The sequence below is a fragment of the Anaerocolumna chitinilytica genome, assembly GCF_014218355.1.
In the GTDB taxonomy this organism is placed as follows: domain Bacteria; phylum Bacillota; class Clostridia; order Lachnospirales; family Lachnospiraceae; genus Anaerocolumna; species Anaerocolumna chitinilytica.
Map to the genome: position 1 here is coordinate 2,377,761 of NZ_AP023368.1, position 20,769 is coordinate 2,398,529.

At 38.4% G+C, this 20,769-nt stretch carries 16 protein-coding genes; all 16 read left to right on the forward strand.

Annotated elements, in window-relative coordinates; translation table 11 throughout:
* Nucleotides 1–92 precede the first annotated feature (92 nt).
* A complete protein-coding gene (locus tag bsdcttw_RS10325; protein ID WP_185259289.1) occupies nucleotides 93–269 on the forward strand; it encodes a DUF4177 domain-containing protein in 177 nt (58 codons plus the stop codon).
* A 167-nt stretch (nucleotides 270–436) separates the two neighbouring features.
* Nucleotides 437–2,083 carry a glycosyl hydrolase family 18 protein gene (locus tag bsdcttw_RS10330; protein ID WP_185259290.1) on the forward strand — a complete coding sequence of 549 codons (1,647 nt, stop codon included), beginning with the start codon at nucleotides 437–439 and terminating at the stop codon, nucleotides 2,081–2,083.
* A 268-nt stretch (nucleotides 2,084–2,351) separates the two neighbouring features.
* On the forward strand, nucleotides 2,352–3,299 hold the full coding sequence (locus bsdcttw_RS10335; RefSeq protein WP_185259291.1) for a glycoside hydrolase family 43 protein: 948 nt from the start codon (nucleotides 2,352–2,354) through the stop codon (nucleotides 3,297–3,299).
* A gap of 101 nt (nucleotides 3,300–3,400) precedes the next feature.
* Nucleotides 3,401–3,859 carry a MarR family winged helix-turn-helix transcriptional regulator gene (locus bsdcttw_RS10340; protein ID WP_185259292.1) on the forward strand — a complete coding sequence of 153 codons (459 nt, stop codon included), beginning with the start codon at nucleotides 3,401–3,403 and terminating at the stop codon, nucleotides 3,857–3,859.
* 107 nt (nucleotides 3,860–3,966) lie between these two features.
* Nucleotides 3,967–5,724: an ABC transporter ATP-binding protein gene (locus tag bsdcttw_RS10345; protein ID WP_185259293.1), complete on the forward strand. Its 1,758-nt coding sequence runs from the start codon at nucleotides 3,967–3,969 to the stop codon at nucleotides 5,722–5,724.
* Nucleotides 5,725–5,792: 68 nt separating this feature from the next.
* Nucleotides 5,793–7,634 carry an ABC transporter ATP-binding protein gene (locus tag bsdcttw_RS10350; RefSeq protein ID WP_197979862.1) on the forward strand — a complete coding sequence of 614 codons (1,842 nt, stop codon included), beginning with the start codon at nucleotides 5,793–5,795 and terminating at the stop codon, nucleotides 7,632–7,634.
* Between the two features lie 249 nt (nucleotides 7,635–7,883).
* Nucleotides 7,884–8,663 (forward strand): zinc ribbon domain-containing protein, encoded by a 780-nt coding sequence (locus bsdcttw_RS10355; RefSeq protein WP_185259294.1) that lies wholly within the window; start codon nucleotides 7,884–7,886, stop codon nucleotides 8,661–8,663.
* A gap of 52 nt (nucleotides 8,664–8,715) precedes the next feature.
* Entirely contained in the window at nucleotides 8,716–9,609 is an 894-nt protein-coding gene (locus tag bsdcttw_RS10360; RefSeq protein ID WP_185259295.1) for a GNAT family N-acetyltransferase, read from the forward strand.
* Between the two features lie 363 nt (nucleotides 9,610–9,972).
* On the forward strand, nucleotides 9,973–10,605 hold the full coding sequence (locus tag bsdcttw_RS25335) for a CatB-related O-acetyltransferase (RefSeq protein ID WP_185259296.1): 633 nt from the start codon (nucleotides 9,973–9,975) through the stop codon (nucleotides 10,603–10,605).
* A gap of 213 nt (nucleotides 10,606–10,818) precedes the next feature.
* Nucleotides 10,819–12,630 (forward strand): cache domain-containing sensor histidine kinase, encoded by a 1,812-nt coding sequence (locus bsdcttw_RS10370; protein WP_225903833.1) that lies wholly within the window; start codon nucleotides 10,819–10,821, stop codon nucleotides 12,628–12,630.
* Nucleotides 12,631–12,686: 56 nt separating this feature from the next.
* Nucleotides 12,687–14,198 (forward strand): response regulator transcription factor, encoded by a 1,512-nt coding sequence (locus bsdcttw_RS10375; protein WP_185259297.1) that lies wholly within the window; start codon nucleotides 12,687–12,689, stop codon nucleotides 14,196–14,198.
* Nucleotides 14,199–15,464, forward strand: coding sequence for an ABC transporter substrate-binding protein (locus bsdcttw_RS10380; protein WP_185259298.1), 1,266 nt, complete (start codon nucleotides 14,199–14,201; stop codon nucleotides 15,462–15,464).
* Between the two features lie 123 nt (nucleotides 15,465–15,587).
* Nucleotides 15,588–17,576, forward strand: a complete 1,989-nt coding sequence (locus bsdcttw_RS10385; protein WP_185259299.1) for an ABC transporter substrate-binding protein — start codon at nucleotides 15,588–15,590, stop codon at nucleotides 17,574–17,576.
* Between the two features lie 131 nt (nucleotides 17,577–17,707).
* The gene (locus tag bsdcttw_RS10390; protein ID WP_185259774.1) at nucleotides 17,708–18,706 is read left to right on the forward strand and encodes an ABC transporter permease; all 999 of its coding nucleotides are present in this window, start codon (nucleotides 17,708–17,710) and stop codon (nucleotides 18,704–18,706) included.
* An 18-nt stretch (nucleotides 18,707–18,724) separates the two neighbouring features.
* A complete protein-coding gene (locus bsdcttw_RS10395; protein WP_225903834.1) occupies nucleotides 18,725–19,561 on the forward strand; it encodes an ABC transporter permease in 837 nt (278 codons plus the stop codon).
* Nucleotides 19,562–19,739: 178 nt separating this feature from the next.
* Entirely contained in the window at nucleotides 19,740–20,711 is a 972-nt protein-coding gene (locus bsdcttw_RS10400; RefSeq protein WP_185259301.1) for an ABC transporter ATP-binding protein, read from the forward strand.
* Nucleotides 20,712–20,769: the final 58 nt, after the last annotated feature.

Consider the following 20,769-nt stretch of genomic DNA (forward strand, 5'->3'; position numbering starts at 1 on the left):
GAAAAATTATGATATTTGTTGTAGTATGTATTTAAGAAAGTAATTCATGTTTGTATTATATTTCGAACAAAAATTATTAAGGGAGGTATACTATGTGGGAATACAGGACAGAGACATTTGATTCAATTTTTGATACTAAACGTTCGCTAAAAGAAAAATGCAATGCCATACTTGAAACATGTGGTAATGAAGGTTGGGAACTTGTTAACTTTCAATGTGTTGGTGGCGCAGGTTCAATGATGATATTGGTTTTTAAAAGAGCCAAATAAAAGCAATAGTCTGCAATGAGCAAAAAGTAAAAATCCCAGGCATCCGGAAAAATATCCGGATGCCTGCTTCATTATATCCAGTATTTTAATAAGGAATTATTATGAATCTTTGTGTATAATTAGTCTATCAATCAAACTACATAAACCAATGGTAAAAGGGGGATAATTTGAGGTCACATATCAACTTAATATGCAAAGTATTTATCTTATGTTTGTGTCTAATCATTCCGTCAATTCTTTATATGGGGCACAAAGAAAATATTGAGGCAGGCACTATTCAGTTAAACTATAGCACCATTTCGCTGGTAACAGGTAATACAAAAACATTGTATGTAGCAGGCACCAAAAGTAAAGTCAGCTGGTCCTCCGGCAAAAGGTCGGTTGCTGTTGTTTCAACCGGGGGTAAAGTTACGGCGAAAGCATCCGGTACAGCGATAATTTATGCATCTGTAGCAGGAAAGAAATTATCCTGCAAAGTTATAGTAAAAGAGCCTATAAAATTAAACTACAGCTCAATTACACTTGAAAAAGGTATGGCAAAAACACTGAAAGTAACCGGTACAACAAGTAAGGTAACCTGGACAACCAGTAAAAGTACTGTTGCAGCGGTTGCTTTAGGAGGTAAAGTAACCGGGAAGAGTGAAGGAACGGCAACAATCTATGCCTCTGTATCTGGTAAAAGATTATCCAGTAAAGTAACGGTGAAGCCACCGAAAGTAACGGTAACGCCAACACCGGTGCCGACTGTAGTACCAGAAGTCAATACATCACTGAAATTAGTTGGCTATTATGCCGCATGGGCTAAATATTCCGGATTTTCACCGGATAAATTAGATGCCACTAAATTAACGCATATTAATTATGCCTTTGCCAATATCAATAGTGACCATAAAATTATTTTGGGCTATCCGGATGTTGATGCAGCTAATATCAGCCAGTTGAACCAGTTAAAACAGATAAATCCAAAACTTAAGACAATCATTGCAGTAGGGGGATGGTCCTGGTCAGATCAATTCTCAGATGCAGCATTGACTCAAGCTTCCCGAGATACCTTTGCTGACAGTGCAGTAGATTTTATTATCAAGTATGGCTTTGACGGGATTGACATTGATTGGGAGTATCCGGTTTCCGGTGGTTTGTCCACTAATATTTACAGACCGGAGGATAAATATAATTTTACTTTATTCATGAAGACTTTAAGGGAAAAGCTGGATGCCAGAGGTTTAATTGACGGAAAACATTACATTCTTTCCTTTGCGGGAGGGGCAGGGAAATGGTATGCAAATAACACTCAATTAAGTGAGTTAAGTAAGTATGTTGATTATGCTAATGTCATGACCTATGATATTAATGGTATTTGGGATTCATATACCGGGTTTAATTCACCTTTATATAGTGATGCTGCTTCTAATTCCTATGATAGTGTGGATACTGGTATAACTTCCTGGGTAAATGCCGGTTTTGAAAAGAATAAAATGATAATGGGGATTCCTTTTTATGGGTATGTCTATAAGTCAGTACCAAACAGTAATAATGGATTAAACCAGACCTTCTCCGGCGGTAGCTCTATCAGTTATGGAAACATTGCGGCTAATTATCTGAACGCAAGTGGTTATCAACATTTCTTTCACTCTACGCAAAGGGTACCCTGGTTATTTAACGGGTCTACATTCATCTCGTATGAGAATGAGCAATCCATTACAGAAAAAGCAGGCTATATTAAGAAAAATGGATTAAGCGGTGCAATGGTCTGGGAATTAAGCCAGGATCCGAACAAAATATTGTTGAATGCCTTATACCAAGGATTAAAATAATTCGGGGACCATAAACAGCAGCTATTTATTAATGCGGGACACTTTACAAGAGTGTCCCGTTATTTTTATCACTGCTTGGGCCAGTTATAGCGGAAAGAAGGTCAAGGATACCGGAAGAAAGCCTCTGTTAATCCAGAGGATTCCTGTTATGATAAAGAAAATATCTGATATTTACTTATTTAGAAGATAGAATTACCGGGTATTAAGCTGCCCTTTAAGCCAATCTGAAGATATTTTAAGTAAATATTATAATACAGGAGTTAATAATATGCAGGCATATCTATTTGTGCATTTTAAAGAAAAAAGAACCCCTGATGGTGAACAGGTATACTTTGCTCTCAGTAAAGATGGCTTTCATTGGGAAGAAGTAAACGACGGCAATCCGGTTTTATGGAGTTACTATGGGGATAAGGGAGTTAGAGATTTTACTATTATAAGAACGAAAGCTGGTAAATTTATTATTATGGCTACAGACCTAAGTCTTTCCTACGGTATGTTGAATCAATATCATAATTCTTGGGCTGAAATCAGCCGAAACGGGAGTAAAAGTCTGGTGCTATGGGAGTCTGAGGATTTAGTCCATTGGTCAGCGCAGCGAATGGTAAAATTGGGAGATGAAAACTTTGGCTGCCTGTGGGCTCCGGATATTATATATGATAAGGTACAGGATGAGTACCTGATACACTGGTCCTCTCCTCACAGCAGCAACAACTACGGTGATAAGGGCATCTATTATTCCAGAACAAAGGATTTTACCTCCTTTACAAAGGCAGAATTATTATATCAGAAGGAAGACAGTGGGGTTATTGATTCAGCCATGTATGAAGAAAAAGGAAAATATTATTTATTTCTCAAGAGTGAAAAAAACCCGGAAAAAATTATTCTGATGGAGTCAGAGATAATAACCGGTCCATTCAAAAAGTTAAAGGAGTTTGATAAGAGTATGGAGGAGCTTGCCCAGGGACTATATGAAGCACCAACAGCAGTAAAATTGGAGGACGGAAGGTGGTGTCTGTTTTTAGATTATTATGGCTGCTCAGCTGAAGAGCAGGGGTATGTACCCTTCCTTACGGATACCTTATCATCCGGCAGATTTATTCGTTCAGATCAATCCTTTTGGTTCCCCTATGGTTTTAAACATGGTACCATCCTGACGATTACCATGGAAGAATATCAAAGCTTAAAATCATTGAAAAAGAAACCTTCTGAGTATTAATACATAGACATAATATTTTTCATAATTCTATTGACAAAAGAAACTAATAGGGTTAATATACTAACAGTGTTAGATATTAATGAAGTGAGGTGAATGTATCTATGGATTATAAAGAACTTGCAATACAATTTTTGGAAAAATCATATCAGTTTCAAAAAGGCAAACATCATAAACCAATTGATGGCATAATGCATGGAGAAATCTTTGTAGTTATATTTATTGAGAAAACCGGAAGAAGCGTATTGCCAAGTGAAATCAGCAGTGAGATGGATATCAGTACAGCCCGGATTGCTGCAGCACTGAATAATCTTGAGAAAAAAGGGCTGATCACTCGCCAGATAGATGTTAACGACCGGAGAAAGATTCTGGTTGATTTAACAGCAGACGGCAGAGAGCTTGCACTGAAACACAAACAAATGGCATTAAAAGCTACTGCACATATGCTGGAATTGCTTGGCGAAGAGGATTCGAAAAATCTTATACGTATAATGGATAAACTTACAGAACTGATGCCTAAGTTCTTTGATTATGAAATGAAAGTTAGAATGGAAAAAGAATAATAATACAGCAATATCAATATTGCGGTCACTTAAGTGGCCGCAAAAAAATACCAAAAATACTAACACTATTAGTATCAAATACCATTAATAAAACAGGAGGAGTTCATATGCTTAGAATATTTAAGTATTTAAAATTAAAAGAATGGCTGCAGGCTGCCATCAGTCTTATATTCATTATTACACAGGTCTGGCTTGACCTTAAGCTGCCGGATTATATGGCAGGAATTACGAAACTGGTACAGATGCCCGGCAGTAAGATGAGTGATATTTGGGAGCAAGGTATTTATATGCTTCTATGTGCTTTTGGAAGTGTTATTTCTGCAATCATTGTAGGTTTTTTTGCTGCTCGGATAGCAGCCTCCTTTTCACAGAGACTTCGCAGTATGCTGTTTTCCAAAGTGGATTCCTTTTCCATGGAGGAAATCAACCGTTTTTCTACTTCAAGTCTGATAACACGTTCTACAAATGATATTACACAGATACAAATGCTTGTTACTATGGGTCTGCAAATGATAATAAAAGCACCAATTATGGCTGTTTGGGCTATTACCAAAATTGCAGGCAAGGGTTTCGAATGGTCACTGGCTACAGGAGCGGCAGTATTGGTTCTGGTTGTTATGATTGCGTTTATCATGGTTTTTGTTATCCCTAAGTTTAAAAAAATGCAGATGCTTACAGATAACCTGAATCAGGTCACCAGGGAGAATCTGACAGGGCTTCGTGTGGTTCGTGCATACAATGCTGAAAATTATCAGGAAGAGAAGTTTGAGAAGGCGAATGATGAATTAACCGGAACACAGCTTTATACTAGTCGTGGAATGGCAGTTATGATGCCGGTAATGAGTATGATTATGAGCGGTATATCCCTTGCCATTTACTGGATTGGAGCTTATTTAATCGACGGTGCACAGGCAATGGATAAGCTGACAATATTCTCAAATATGGTGGTATTCTCTTCCTATGCCGTACAGGTAATTATGTCCTTCATGATGTTGATCATGCTCTTTATCCTTATGCCTAGAGCTACTGTATCGGCCAGACGTATTAATGAGGTGTTAGATACTCAGCCGACTATCTTAGATGGCCTTCTGACGGAAGGGAACCTAAGTCTTACCGGTGAAGTGGAATTTAAAAATGTAAGCTTTCGTTATCCCGGCGCAGCAGAATATGTACTGCAGGATGTCAGCTTTTCCGTAAAAAAAGGTGAGACCATCGCATTTATTGGTTCTACAGGCAGCGGTAAAAGTACATTGATAAATCTGGTTCCCCGTTTCTTTGATGCCACGGAAGGGGAGGTGCTGATTGACGGGATCAATGTGAAAGATTATAAAGGTGAAGCTTTGTATAATAAAATAGGCTATGTTCCGCAAAAAGCAGTGTTATTCCGCGGCAGAGTAAGCTCAAATGTGGCATATGGGGAGAATGGTAAAGAACCTGCTACGATAGAGCAGATTAAACAGGCTGTATCAATAGCACAGGGATCTGACTTTGTAGAAGCAATGGATGGCGGATATAATGCAGACATTTCACAAGGCGGCAAGAATGTTTCAGGCGGTCAGAAACAAAGGCTTGCTATTGCCCGTGCAGTAAGCCGAAAACCGGAAATCTATATTTTTGATGACAGCTTTTCAGCCTTGGATTACAAAACGGACCGTGTGCTAAGGAGTGCTTTGAAAAAAGAAACCTCCGGAGTTACCAGTATGATCATAGCACAGCGAATCGGGACAATTATAGATGCAGATAAGATTATTGTTTTGGACGAAGGCAGGGTTGTTGGTGAGGGTACCCATAAAGAACTACTGACAACCTGTCAGGTATATAAGGAAATTGCAATGTCACAGCTTAGTGAGGAGGAACTGGCATAATGAGTGAGAATATCAAAAGAAAACAAAAGACAATGAATAGCAAGAATACCCTAGGGGGCAATAGGCAAATGAATAATAAAGGAACAATGAATGGTCCCGGAGGAATGGGAGGAATGGGAGGAGCAGTTGAGAAGTCCCAGGATTTTAAAGGTACATGGATTAAGCTGATTCAATATTGTAAAGAATATCTTCCTGTTATTATCTTTGCATTAGTGGCAGCAGCTATCGGTACAGTGCTGCAGATTATTGGTCCTGATAGATTAAAAGATATGACCAATGAGATTGCAAAAGGGTTACCGGCCTTAATAAATGGGAAAGCGGTGATAGGGGTAATTAATATGGACAGGGTAGTCCGTATTGCATCCTTGCTCGTATGTTTTTATGCCGGCTCTGCCCTGTTGAATTTTACACAAAGTTATATAATGGCTACGGTTACGCAGAAAATATCCAAAACCATGCGCACCGATATTTCACAAAAAATTAACCGGCTGCCCCTTCGATATTTTGACAGTACCAGCTATGGCGATGTGCTAAGCCGGGTTACCAATGATGTAGATGCTATTGGACAGACTATGAATCAAAGTATTGGTACACTGGTTACCTCCATTACCATGTTTGTCGGTTCATTAATTATGATGTTTTATACAAATTGGATTCTGGCGCTGACTGCAGTACTTGCAAGTGTAATCGGTTTTGCCTTAATGATGATTATTATGGCAAAATCCCAGAAATATTTTACCGCACAGCAGGAAGGACTTGGCAGTGTTAATGGGCATATTGAAGAGATTTATTCCGGTCATAATATCGTTAAGGTATATAACGGTGGAAAAGAAGCAAAAAAGACCTTTGAAGAGATTAATGACAAGTTATATGACAGTGCGTGGAAATCACAGTTCTTATCCGGCTTGATGATGCCGTTAATGCAGTTCATCGGAAATTTCGGTTATGTAGCTGTTTGTGTTGTCGGTGCGGTATTGGCTATGAATGGGAATATTTCTTTTGGTGTAATTGTTGCATTTATGATGTATATCCGTTTGTTTACACAGCCGCTGTCTCAGATGGCACAGGCCGCAAATAATTTACAAAGGACAGCTGCTGCCGGAGAACGTGTTTTTGAGTTCTTAGAAGAAACCGAACTGGAAGACGAGAGCCAGAAGGTGAAGGGATTACAGAATATAAAGGGTGATGTGGAATTTAAGCATGTCAGATTCGGATATGTACCTGAAAAAATTATTATTCATGATTTCTCTGCAAAAGTAAAACCGGGACAGAAGGTTGCAATAGTTGGTCCTACTGGTGCAGGTAAGACTACGATTGTAAATTTACTCATGAGATTTTATGATTTGGATGGTGGTGAGATTCTATTGGATGGAACACCTATCAGTCAGGTACCCAGGGAGAATGTCCATGAACAATTTGGTATGGTATTACAGGACTCCTGGCTTTTTGAAGGCACAATAAAAGAGAATATTGTTTACAGTAAACAGGGAATTACAGATGAACAGGTGGTTAAGGCCTGCAAGACTGTAGGATTGCACCATTTTATCAAAACCATGCCGGATGGATATGATACAGTCCTAAATGATAAAGCCAGTCTGTCGGAAGGACAAAAGCAGCTGATTACCATTGCCCGTGCCATGATACAGAATGCACCTCTTCTTATACTGGATGAAGCAACCAGTTCTGTGGATACCCGTACGGAACGCATTGTACAATCTGCAATGGACCAGTTAACGGCTGGCAGAACTTCCTTTGTTATTGCACACAGGCTTTCTACCATTAAAAATGCAGACTTGATACTTGTGATGAAAGATGGAGATATTATTGAGAGCGGCAGTCACGACGAACTGCTTGCACACAGCGGGTTCTATGCAGAACTTTATAATAGCCAGTTTGAAGTAGCTGTATAAAGAAAAGAGTAAAATGGGTAAAGAGACTATATTCTTTCAATTAAATGAAAGTGTGTAGTCTCTTTCTATTAATATAATAATTTATATACCCAATATAATTCTACGATATATTGGCTGAGTATGGTTTATTGTGTTATAATATGGCTTAGTAAAAAGAACGGTTATTGCGTCTTTAACACCATTCTCATTTTGAATAACAGGCGTCCATTAGTATCCCTAAAGAACACATAAGAAAGGTAGAATTTACTGATGATGAAAGGAATAAGGAATTTATTTAGAGGAAGAGAAGAACAGGAGACAGAGGAAGAAGATAATACTATAGAAAATGGATCCGTTGAAACAATAACTGTTGTATGCGAAAGCTGCGGTGCTCCAAATAAAATAAGCAATAACACTTTTTGTGAGTATTGCGGGTCACCGCTTAGTTATCCTGCAGTTAGTAATACAGCACCCTCTGAGTCAGGTACTAAAACCTCAACTGCTACAAAGCAAGCTTTGGACTTAACAAACTTGGATAAGGAATATTCCTTGTCAACGGGCTTTTATACGGCAGGTATTGATATTCCAATAGGCATCTGTAATGTATCTGCTATTTCAGGAAGCGGTAATATTTCCAGCTCAGATTATGAAATCAATGAAGTATTCGGCACCGAACGTGGGGATGTACATTCTTTCAAAGGGCTGAAATTGTCTAGAGGTGTTATATTGGAGATTTCGGGAAGGCTGACAGTTCAACTAATCTATAAATCAGTGGAAGATAACTTTTCCGGACGTAATTATAATATGTCAGGGGCAAAGGAGTTAACAACCGGAAATTACGTGGCTGGCAGACATTTTCCAGCCGGTGTTTATAATATAGAAGCAGTGTCAGGTTCCGGTAATCTCAGCACGGATGATGTAGGAATTAATGAGGTATTTGGACTTGATGAGGAAGATGTCAGTGAAATAAAGAATGTATATCTGCCGAAGGGTATTAAACTTTCTTTAGAGGGTGACATGTCAATTAAATTGATTCCAGAGTTAAATTGATAAATTAGATAGGAGATTTATAAATAAATTATTATCAAGTATGAGGTGCTGAATGCGGGCAGAAATATTATTACATACGGAAAAAGAGGAGTTTATATCATTCTGCTTAAAGCATAAACATGAAGTAGATGATTCCTTCTTATATGAAAAGGACTTGGAGAACTTTTCTCCGAATGAGGAAAACCCAACATATATTGTGAAAGAAGACGGAAATATCATAGCAGCTGTCTCTCTAATATTGGACGACTATCATAGAAGGGGGAGGAATGGGCGTTTTCGAATCTTTTATTCTGAAGACAAGGAGTTTGATACTTATTCTGTCTTGTTTAAAGAAATATTAAATGGTTTAAAAGAAATTGACAAGCTGTTCTTGTTTGTTCCTCTTGTTAATACTCAGTTATCTGAGAATATGAAAAGTTTACATTTTACAATTGATAGATATGTATATCTCCTTCTGAAAGAAATCAGGCAGCCGGAGAAAATAGAATTACCGGTGGGTTATGGGATTAAAAGTCTTCAGGTTGGTTCAGAGGAAGAGAGTTGGTGCCATATCAGAAATACAGCCTTTTCAGCGCTGAAAGGGAACACGACAACTATTACTGCAGAGATGGTTAGTAAGCAGATAAACAGTCCGGAATACCTGGAAGGCGGCATGTTGTTTTTGATGCATGATAATAGTCCTGTGGGGATTGTCAGAGGTGCTCATGATGATTATGAAGGGGAACCAGCCATGAATATTGGCCCCTTAGCTATCCTTCCGGCATACCAGGGTAAAGGGTTAGGAAAGCAGCTGTTAAGAGCCTCCATTGATTTTGCACAAAAGAGGAATTACAAAAAAGTAATGCTTTGTGTCAATGCAGATAATGAAAAGGCAAAAGAACTGTACTTAAAGGAAGGATTTCTTCAAGTCGAAGGCGTAGCTACCTATGAATATCCTGTAATTTAAGGAAGCAGTGTGATGGGCCGAAAGATAAATACTAGAAATAATAGAAGCCAATAGCCTGACAGCTGATATGCAGCATGTCGAGTTATTGGCTTTTATTTCAAGTATTTTGAGGATACTCTTTCGATCATGGAATATTCCGGAATCTATACTCCATACGCTGTACATAGGTATCTTAGGATTCTATGGTATTCAGGAATCAGTGCTTCCGGATAGCGGTGAGCCGATTTTAAATAAAACCTTAGTTCCTTTGTTTAAAGACTAAATTAATAGTATACATAATGATAGAAAGCAAATAGCGAAATATATTAACATATATTAGAACTATAAAAGTATATTATCAGGAAACCAAGGGGGAGAGTTAATATGATACTTTTTAGAGCATTGATTTCGCCTTTTGCTTCAAAATACCTTCAGGAAAGAAGAAATGCAAAATGGCGGAAAGCCAACCGTCATAACCTGACAACGATAAGCTACAATAGTCCAATGAATCTGATAAAAGTAGGGAAAGGCACCTACGGACATATCAATGCACATTTTTATGGATCGAAGAAGGAAGGACTCAATATTGGAAATTTCTGTTCGATAGCCGGAAATGTAGATTTTGTCCTGGGAGGTGAACATAATTATAAAAGAGCTTCCAATTATCCATATCCGGAACTTACGTACCACACACAATATGATGCCATCTGTAAAGGACCTATTACGGTTGAAGATGATGTATGGATTGGATTTGGAGCAATTATCCTTTCAGGGGTGACCTTAGGAAGGGGATGTGTGGTAGGAGCAGGCAGTGTGGTTGCAAAAGATATACCACCTTATGCAATCTATGCAGGAAATCGCATCCTTAAATATCGTTTTAATCAAGAAATTATAACCAGATTAATGGAAATTGATTTTAATAATGTTAACATTAAGAATTATCAAAAGTATTCACAGAGTGAGATTACTGAAGAAAATGTTAATGCAATTGTAAAATCCATGAGGAAAAAGGAATAACAGGTACTGAATTACCAGAAATCGAAAAATGAAAATAAAATTATTGTAAAAAGTGATGACAACATTTACATTTTATGTTAGTCTATAAATAATTAGTTGGACAATAGATACATAAAATGGTGCTGTTAAGGTATTATTTTAGGAAATATATACATAAAAAGAAGGCAATAAAGAACTTATTAATTTTATAAGCACATCAAAAGGATAGGTTGTATGCTGCACAAGATGATTTCTAAAATATTTTTATCCATGAATTTGTTTACAAAATTAATGATTATGTTATTGCTAATATCGATTCTGCCTATATTCCTCATACAGTTTACGTCCTATAAGATAAGTACGTCTACTATCGAGAAGCAGACAAAAGAACTAATCAGCGCGAATCTTAAACAGTCCAGCAGCAGTGTTTTAAGCTTTTTTCATGTTTATGATAATATAATGCTGGATATCTATACGGATAACAGCTATATTGAGAACTTAAAGTACATCAATGTATGGGATACGAAGAATTATTTTCCTGCTAAACATCAATTAGAGGAAAAACTTGAAAACATCGGGTATGTCTATTCTGAGATACTTGGTATCGCTATCGTAGGTTTGAATGGGGATGCTACCTTTTATGATACCATAACACGTTCAGGTGAAGAGAGTTTTTGTTTTGATGTAAACAATATAAGGACGAATCCAATGTTTAAGGATTCGCTTAAAATAAAGCATGCGATATATTCCAGTACCGTTCATAAGGCAGACATAAATTATGGCAGTAAAAACTTTTTTTACATTGCCCATCAACTCACAGACTTCAATAACTATAAGAATGGTCCGGTGGGCAGTATTATTTTATGTATAGATGAAAATGCACTTCGTAATGTTTATTCACCAGGGATGGATTTTCATTCCAATATAACTTTTCTCATAAATGAAAAAGGAGATATTATATCTTTCCCAATTAAAACTTATATTGGTTTGAATTTATATCAGGAATATGGTGATGAAAGTATAAAAGAGGTCACAAAAAAATTCTTTCAGGATAAGCATTTAATGAATGCGAAACAACTGGAGGTGCATACCAGCAGTATAAAAGACGGAGTATTTACTCTGATTAATGTCCAGAACTTAACATATGCTTTAAAGGATGTCCAGAATATATCAGGGATTATCATATTAATAGGTATCTTATTTGGTATCGTTTGCGTCTTAATTGCAATGTCCTTTGCTGCTGATACGGACAAATCCGTGAAGAAAATCATACATGGAATGAGAAAAGCGGATCAGGGAGATTACGATGTCAGAATAGCTCTGGAGGGAAAGGATGAATTTGCAAGAATCGCTCACCATTTTAATGACATGATAGTACGGATAAAGGAATCCAACAGGCAGGAAAAGGAAGCATTGGTCAGGAAAAAGAATGCGGAAATCAAATCTCTGGAAGCCCAGATTAATCCGCACTTTTTGTATAATACATTGGATGCAATCAATTGGGTTGCGGTTGAGCATGAAGAGTTTCATATCAGTAAACTGCTGATTCATCTGGCCTCCATACTAAGATACAGTATTCAAAGAAGCAATGAGATTGTGACCATCCAAGAAGAACTGGAATATCTGAAAAAGTATATATATTTGCAGCAGGAGCGGTTTTGTTATTCGTTCCAATGTACCATTCATATGGAGGACGGGCTAAAGAATAACAAAATACATAAATTACTGATACAGCCGCTAATCGAAAACACCATTGTTCATGGCTTTCCGGGGGGGATAGGTCATGATGAAATCCACATCCTGATTCAAAAACAATATGATAGCTTTATCGAAATTCAGGTAAAGGATAACGGAAAAGGTATGTCCTCTGATTTGGTGGAACTGTTTAATAACTATGATTACAGGACGGATAATGTGGAAACTAGTATAGGGGTGAGAAATGTCATTACAAGACTAAAGCTTTATTACGGCAGCAACAGCTATTTTCATGTGGATTCCGGAGAGCAGGGGACAGTGGTAACCCTTAGGATTCCATTTGAAATATAAGTATCTTGGCTGAATTACGTAAAGCTGCTAAAGTTGTGGGGAATCGGAGGAGACTGATGCGTATTCTAATTGTGGAAGATGAACCAAAAACCAAAGAAGGATTAATCAAGATAATCAGTAAATTTACAGAGTACGAAATATGCGGGGTAGCTTCCAATGGGGTGGAAGGCTTAGAGCGAATGAAAGAGTTAAAACCGGATTTAATTATAACTGATATACAAATGCCTGAAATGGATGGGTTGGCTATGCTTCGCCAGGTGGAACAGGAGGAAATTCCATATTATGCATTAATTCTGACCGGATTTTCATCATTTGACTATGTCAGAACAGCATTACAGCTTGGGGTTGTAGATTACATCTTAAAGCCCGTTGATATGGAAAGTTTTATATCTGTATTAAGGGAAACGGAGGCAAAAATTTTAAAAGAAAAGTCTGAGAAGATTGATCTGGGACATTTAATATGGAGTCTGATAACATGCAAGACAGAAATGAAAGAGCAGTTAATTCGCAATCTGTCCATGCAACTGCATGTAAGCGATAGAATGGAAATCACAGCATTTTTGGTTAAACCGGATAGTATAGACCAGGAAACTGCAGATGAAATGGTCCATTGTATCAGAAAAAGGATGAATGATTTGTGTATTATGAATTTTCAGGTTATACATCTATCCTTTTCCTATGGTATCCTGGTGCTGATTATTGATACGGAGAAAAATAAACATATAAACAGAATGTTTGCTACCTGCATTCTTCCGAACTTACAAGCAATAGGCAGTTGTCATTGCAGCTATTCCTCAATGGTAGGTCTGACAGGACTAAAGGATGCCATTACAGAGCTTAATGACCTTTTATCCTATGCTTTTGTTTATGACAATGACGTTATATTGGAGAAGCAAATGGTGGAGAAACTTAAATTTGCCCAGATTTGTTATCCCTTGGATTTGGATAACCGTATCCGGAAAGAAATCATGAACGGAGATTATGAAAAGGCTTTTAAGGTAAGCAGCAGATTTAAAGAGCTGATTATTGATAGCAAGGGCAGACCTGAATTAGTAAAGGAGTATACAGCCAGGTTTTCCTCCAGTATTTATAATGCGGCGAAGGAATACAATGCGAAAGCTGAGCCTTTACTGATATTTCACTATTTTATTAATAATATCATTGAAAGCAAGACGAAGGCAGAATTGATATCAAATTATGAAAAGATTGTGAATACTCTGTTGGCGGTGAATTACGAAGAGAGCGATACGGATAATTTGACCATCTTAAAGGTAATAAATTATATCAGAGACAATTACAGCAAAGATATCACCTTATCAGATGCCGCTAATCTGGTAGGGGTTACACCTGAGTACTTAAGCAAATTGTTTTATCAGCAAATCAATGTTAATTTTGTTGTATTTTTACGGAATTTTAGAATTAGTGTTGCAAAGCGTATGATACTCTCCGGAAAATATCGTATACAAGATATCGCCGATCAGGTTGGATTTAAAGACCCCAAATATTTTAATAAGGTATTTAAAACAGTCTGCGGTATTTCGCCTTCCGAGTATAAGAAGGTGATATAGATGAAGATGTTTCGCGTAAATGTATTGCTGTCATTAGGAGTACTGATTATCTTATTTCTTTTAATCAGCGATTATTCCCGGAATAGTCTAAAACAGACGGAAACTGTAAGTCAGGCGAATGAAAGGAAAGTCCTTAGAATCTTATCTCCCTATGATACGACTGCAAGCTGCAAGATGCTTCAGGATATTGCGACCCAATACTCTTATATTGAGAATAACCCGAAAGTGGAGATAGATTTTATATCAAAAAATGATTTTAAAAAAGAAATCTGTATGAATTTGGATCAGAACCGGCTGGCAGATTTGATTATCTGTGACAATTCCGTTATGCCTGCTCTGATAAACCTGAATGTACTCAGAGATTTAAGTGATTACATCGAGGAGACATCAAAAGGGCCTCATTACTTCTTGGGACAGTGGAATAATACCAGAAGTGACGGTAAATATTACGGAATCCCCTTTACCTGTGACCCCTATGTACTAATCTGGAATAAAGACCTATTTGCTAAAAGTGATGTAGCGGTGCCAAGAACCTGGGAAGACCTAAAAACCGCTGCCAGAAAGGTCCAAAAAGTAGGTATTTACGGGCTTGGAATAGGTGCAAGACAGCCGGAAGAGATAACAGCTTTGTTTATGCAGCTGCTGTATTCCACCGGAGGCTCTATTCGGGAGATTAATGGGGATGGAGGCATGAAAGTTTTCGAATTGCTGAATTTCCTAAAGACGAATAAGCTGCTGCCGGTACAATGCATCAATTGGAATCAACCGGACCTGACCGATAAATTTATGGATGGGGAAGTTGCCATGATGATAAATAATCTAAGCGCCTTGTCTGTCATAAAGAACAGCAATGTGGATTTTCAAGTCGGAGTTGATGCGGTTCCTTTTGATAAAAAAGAAAATTATATGTTTCATGGTAAGAATATCGGCATTTCCATAACAGCAGACTATGCCGAATCAATTAAATTTCTTGACTATGTTACAGATAAAAATATTGTAAGTAAGATAGCAGAGGCAACAGAAACCATTCCGGTGCAAATGGACGTGAATTATAATTATAAAAATGACGGATTTGTTTTGGACAAGGAATTTATACAAAAACAGAAAGAGCATGGAATAGCTAAAAGTTCATTGAATTCCTGGTTTGATATTTCCACCGCGATATCGGATGGAATCTATCAAATAATCAGCCAAACTGATCCTTCTCTAAGGGAAATAGCGGATCAAATGCAGGACAAAGTAAGAATAGCGATTATCGAAAACTAAATATATTTATTAGATTAAGAATTTACTCCTTTCTTAAAATATTGGAATTTTAAGAAAAACCTTTAGGAGTTAAGATAAAGAAGTAACCAGCTTACATATTCTTAAGGGTAGAGGAGGATCTTGATGAAAAAAGGAATGCACCGTGTAATGGCATGTGTAATGATTATTATGCTCATGTCGTCAATGCTTGTTGGCTGTAAAAAAAGCGACAAGACGGATGCTACTAACGCAGAAGTTACAAAAGAAGCAAATGGCAATACGGACAATGGAAGTGGTGATCCTGCACCATCAAAAGAGGTGACAGAGGTTGGGACTCCAAGAAATGAAACATTAATTGTTGAATGTCAGTCACCGACTGATACACCAGGACAGTTCAATTCCTATATGCAGGGAACCCAGATGGGGTTTGGTATTCATCAGCTTATGTCAGCTATGATGTGGGAAATTGATACGGTAAAAGGTGAACAGTTTGGTGAAGTTGCAGAAGGTATGCCGGAGTCCAATGCTGATTTTACAGAGCATATCGTTAAAATCCGTCATGGTATCAAATGGTCGGATGGCGAAGATTTAACTGCAGATGACGTTGTATTTACTTTTAACATGATAATGACCAATACCGGAATAAGCCAGAATGCTTATTACAATCAGATTTTCAAATCTGTTGAAAAGGTAGATGATTATACTGTTAAACTTGTTACAAAAGAGTCTTTTCCCAGACTTGCTCAAAGGTTTGGTGTTACTATCTGGGGTAATGATTTAAGAATTGTTCCCGAACACATCTACTCAAAACAGGCTGATGTTACTCAGTTTAAGGATTCCAAGCCGGTTGTTGCTGGTCCTTACACCGTGAAAGCTTACGATGAGTTAGGAAAATGGATTCTCTATGAACGCCGTGAAGACTGGAAGTCCAGTACTGTTGGTGTTGTAACAGGAAAAGAGCCAAAAGCTAAGTATGTATGGTTTAGAAATCTTGGCGATGATACCAGCCGTCAGATGAGTCTTATTAATAACGAAGTTGACATCCTTTGCGAGGTTACTCCTGAAATGTTACAGGTTATGACAGAGCAAAATCCTAATATTGCATGCTGGTATAAGGATTTCCCTTATGCTACCAGTGATGATCCCTGTTCAAAAGGTCTTTCCTTCTCCATGGGTAAAGGTGCTCCTTATGATAACAAGGATTTCCGTTGGGGTATTGCACTTGCTATGAATTTTGATGAAATATCACAGAATATATTTGATGGTGTAGGCCGTGCGTCACCGTTCCCTATCCTCACCAATACCAGTGCTGCTCAGGAATTATATGTTAAGCCTATCCTTTCATGGTTAGAGTCCTTCCAGTTAGACCTGGGAGACGGCACTACTGTTAAGCCTTTCGATTCCGGTTATGCTGAAAGAATCGCAGGTGTTTTAAGAGATAAAGGCTATGATATTCCGACTGATAAAGATACACTTATTGACATGTTCGGTGTAGGCTGCTGGAAGTATGATCCTCAGGCTGCAGAGAAACTCTTAACCAAAGCAGGACTTGAGAAGAAATCTGACGGCTGGTACTTTAACGGCAAACCTTTTACATTTAATATGTCATACCTGGCAGATACAGAAGCTCAGGCAGGCCGTGGTGTTCAGGCAGCTTATGACCAGTTGACCAAGTTTGGCTTCAAGATTAACCTTGTCAGTGAATCCAGTGCCACCTGGGATACCAATGGTGCTACAGGACAATTCGATATAGCAGGATATTGGCCTACCGGTTTCATAACCAAAGATATATATTCCCAGATAAACGGATGGGATGCAGATCTTATTGTTCCTATTGGCGAGAGGGGTTCCGGACAGTCCAGTCGTTGGAATAACGCCAAAGCAACAGAGATTATTCATGAACTGGCTAAGCTTTCGCCAGATGATCCGAAATCCTACGATTTGGGTATTGAATTCTTTAAGAATGCCATCGAAGAACTTCCCTTTATTGGATTCCATTCAGGTGTTAAGTTTGTTCCTACCAACAGCACATATTGGAACAACTATCCGAATGCTGAAAATCCTTATAACGGACCTTGGTGGTGGTGGAGCTGCTTTAAATATATCACAACTGAAATTTCTCCCGTTCAATAAGTAAATAAGTTCCAGGTCATGAATACGTTTATAGGTAAAAGTAAGTAACAAGGTTTGCTGCTGCCTGGTGGTGTGCACCAGGCAGCAGCGGCATTTTTGAATAATTTTTCCGGATGAAAAGGAGTGACACAGTGAAATTCCGCAAATATTTCGGTATAAGATTTTTAACATATTTATTAACTATCTGGATAGGGATTACCTTTATATTTTTTATACCCCGGATGTTTCCTTCGGATCCTGTTGAAAATATGATTGGTCAGATGCAGTCGCGCTCTGGGCAGATGGATCCTACTCAAATGGAGGCACTTCGTTCACAGCTTAGAGTTCAGTTTGGGCTGGAAGGTTCTTTACTGGAGCAATATGGCACTTTCTTATGGAGGGGGTTACTGCATTTTAATTTCGGGCCATCCCTTATGAGTTATCCTACGCCTGTAGGCAAGATCATTGGAATGTACTTGCCATATACACTTTTTCTTTCCCTTACAACTACGGTGATTGCTTGGATTATTGGTAATATAATCGGGCTTCTGGCAGGTTTTCGAAAGAATAAAGCTTCCTCTAAAATACTGGAAGCTATCGCTATTTGTATTTATCCGGTGCCATATTTTATTATTGCGTTGGTACTGCAGATCGTATTTGCGTTTGTTCTGGGGTGGTTTCCGATACAAACAACTATAAATACCCAGGGAAGTACTGCTGTCTGGTTCCTTTCCCTTTTAAAAGCCTCAATTCTTCCGGCAATGTCTATGCTGTTAGTAGGAACAGGTTGGTGGATTATATCCATGAAATCCCTTGCAGGTACTACTTCAGAAGAAGACTTTGTTCTTTTTGCACGTTATCGGGGAATACCAGAGGGCAAAATTGGAAGAAGTTATGTATTCAGAAATTCCATTCTTACTCAGGTTACTGCTTTGGCAATGAGTCTTGGCGGTGTATTCGGCGGCTCCATTATGACTGAAATTGTATTCGGGTATCCGGGTGTTGGTTCGCTGGTGCAAAAGGCTATCCTGATGTCAGACTACAATATGATACTCGGATGTATCACGATTTCTATCGTGGCAATATCAACCGCAACTTTAATTGTGGATTTGATATACCCGTTTATCGACCCACGTATTCGATACAATTAAAAGGGAGAGGTGGAAAGCGTGAAGAAATTCTGGAGAAATACAAATTTAAGCTTAAAAGCAGGGTTAATACTGACAGCGATATTTATTGTAATTGGTTTTGGCATTTATTTTCTGCCCCATATTAATCCCTTTACCTTTAACTCCTACCCAGGAAAACTAAAACCTTCCTCGGAACACATACTTGGGACAACGAGTATGGGACAGGATGTGTTATGGTTATTAATAGAAGCAATACATAACTCACTCCTAATCGGTCTTATCGTAGCTACGATAGGTACCGTTGCCGGTGTTTTTATCGGACTTCTGGCTGGCTTTTCCGGCGGAATCCTTGATAGGGTACTGACAGTTGTAACTGATACTTTTATTGTAATTCCTTCCCTTCCAATTCTTATTTTGATGACATCCTTTATGAAGGGAACCTCTACTGTTTTCATCATGGCACTTGTACTGGCAATGTTTGCCTGGGCCTGGCCGAGCCGCCAGATTCGTTCAATGGCGCTTTCCATGAGGGAACGTGATTTTATTCATACAGCATGGTTTTCCGGTGAAGGTACTGTTCAGGTGGTGGTAACAGAAATACTTCCCTATGCATTTACCTGGGCTCTTTCTAACTTTATGAATGCAACTCTCGCTGCGATTGCTTCGGAATCGAGCCTTGCAGTTCTTGGTCTGTCTCCCGGTAATCTTATCTCTCTGGGAAATATGATCCAGTGGGCAAGAGACCGTAACGCAATCTTTACCAAGCAGTGGTTCTGGATCGGTTCTCCGATAGTAACAACAGCTGTTATGTTTATCGGACTGTTCCTCTTGATAACTGGCTATAACGATTATTTATCTAAGAAGAGAGGAAGGTAGTGCGAATTATTGAAAAGAATAATTCGCACACAAGATTGTGCCTGCGAAATCCTCGGCCCAATCTTGCGGCGCGTTGGAAAGGGCATGGCTGTTAGGTTGAAAAAACAAAGAGCAGTTTTTTCAACTACAGATTCAGGAATATCAAATCGGAGAAATGATATTCACGAAAGGAGTCAAGATGATAAAAATAGACCATTTATCCACCTCGTATTCAACAATAAACGGGCCTGTACATGTAATTAATGATGTGGATTTTGAAATATATGATAATGAGATTTTTGGTATAGCCGGTGAATCAGGATGCGGTAAGACAACTCTGCTCAAAGCATTGTATGATATTATTGAATTTCCTTTGGTAGTGGATTCGGGCAAGATGATACTATCAGGTGAAAAAAATGGGAAGGCATTTTCCTATGAAACAGGACAGATCAGAAATACCTGGTGGAATAATATATCCTATGTACCCCAGGCAGCACAGAGTGTACTAAATCCGATTGTTCCGCTTAAGAACCAATTCCTGGATTCTATCTGCAAGGAAGATAAAAAGAAGAAAACAAAGGAAGAGACCTTAAAAAAGGTGGCTGACTATCTGGAAGAACTCAGCCTGTCCCCGGATTTATTAAATGCATATCCTTTTCAGCTCTCCGGCGGTATGAGGCAGCGTGTTATTATTGCACTTGCTACCTTTATGTCACCTAATGTAGTTCTGGCTGATGAGCCGACAACAGCCCTTGATGTTGTGGTACAGCGCGGTATTCTTATGATGCTTATGCGTCTTCAAAAGCAGTTGAAAAATACAATGGTTATAGTAAGTCATGATATGGGTGTACATTACCAGATAACGGACCGTATGGGCATTATGTACTCAGGAAAGTTAGTGGAGTTGGGAAAAACAGAGGATATTTTTGAAAAGCCTTTACACCCATATACAAAGATGCTGGTAGGAGCTCTTCCCAGAGTTGGAGATAAGAGCCAGAAGACCGGAATTCCCGGAAGGCCTCCGGCACTTACCAATCCGCCGGAAGGATGCCGGTTCGCACCTCGCTGCCAAAAGGCAACAGATGAATGCAGAAAGACGGTACCGAAGTTTCATGAAGTAGAACCAGGGCGTTTTGCAGCCTGTCATTTATTAAATGATACAACAGTGTAGGAAAAATAAAAGGGATTATCCTGCAAAAGAATATGCCTTGGAGATTCACAGTACAATC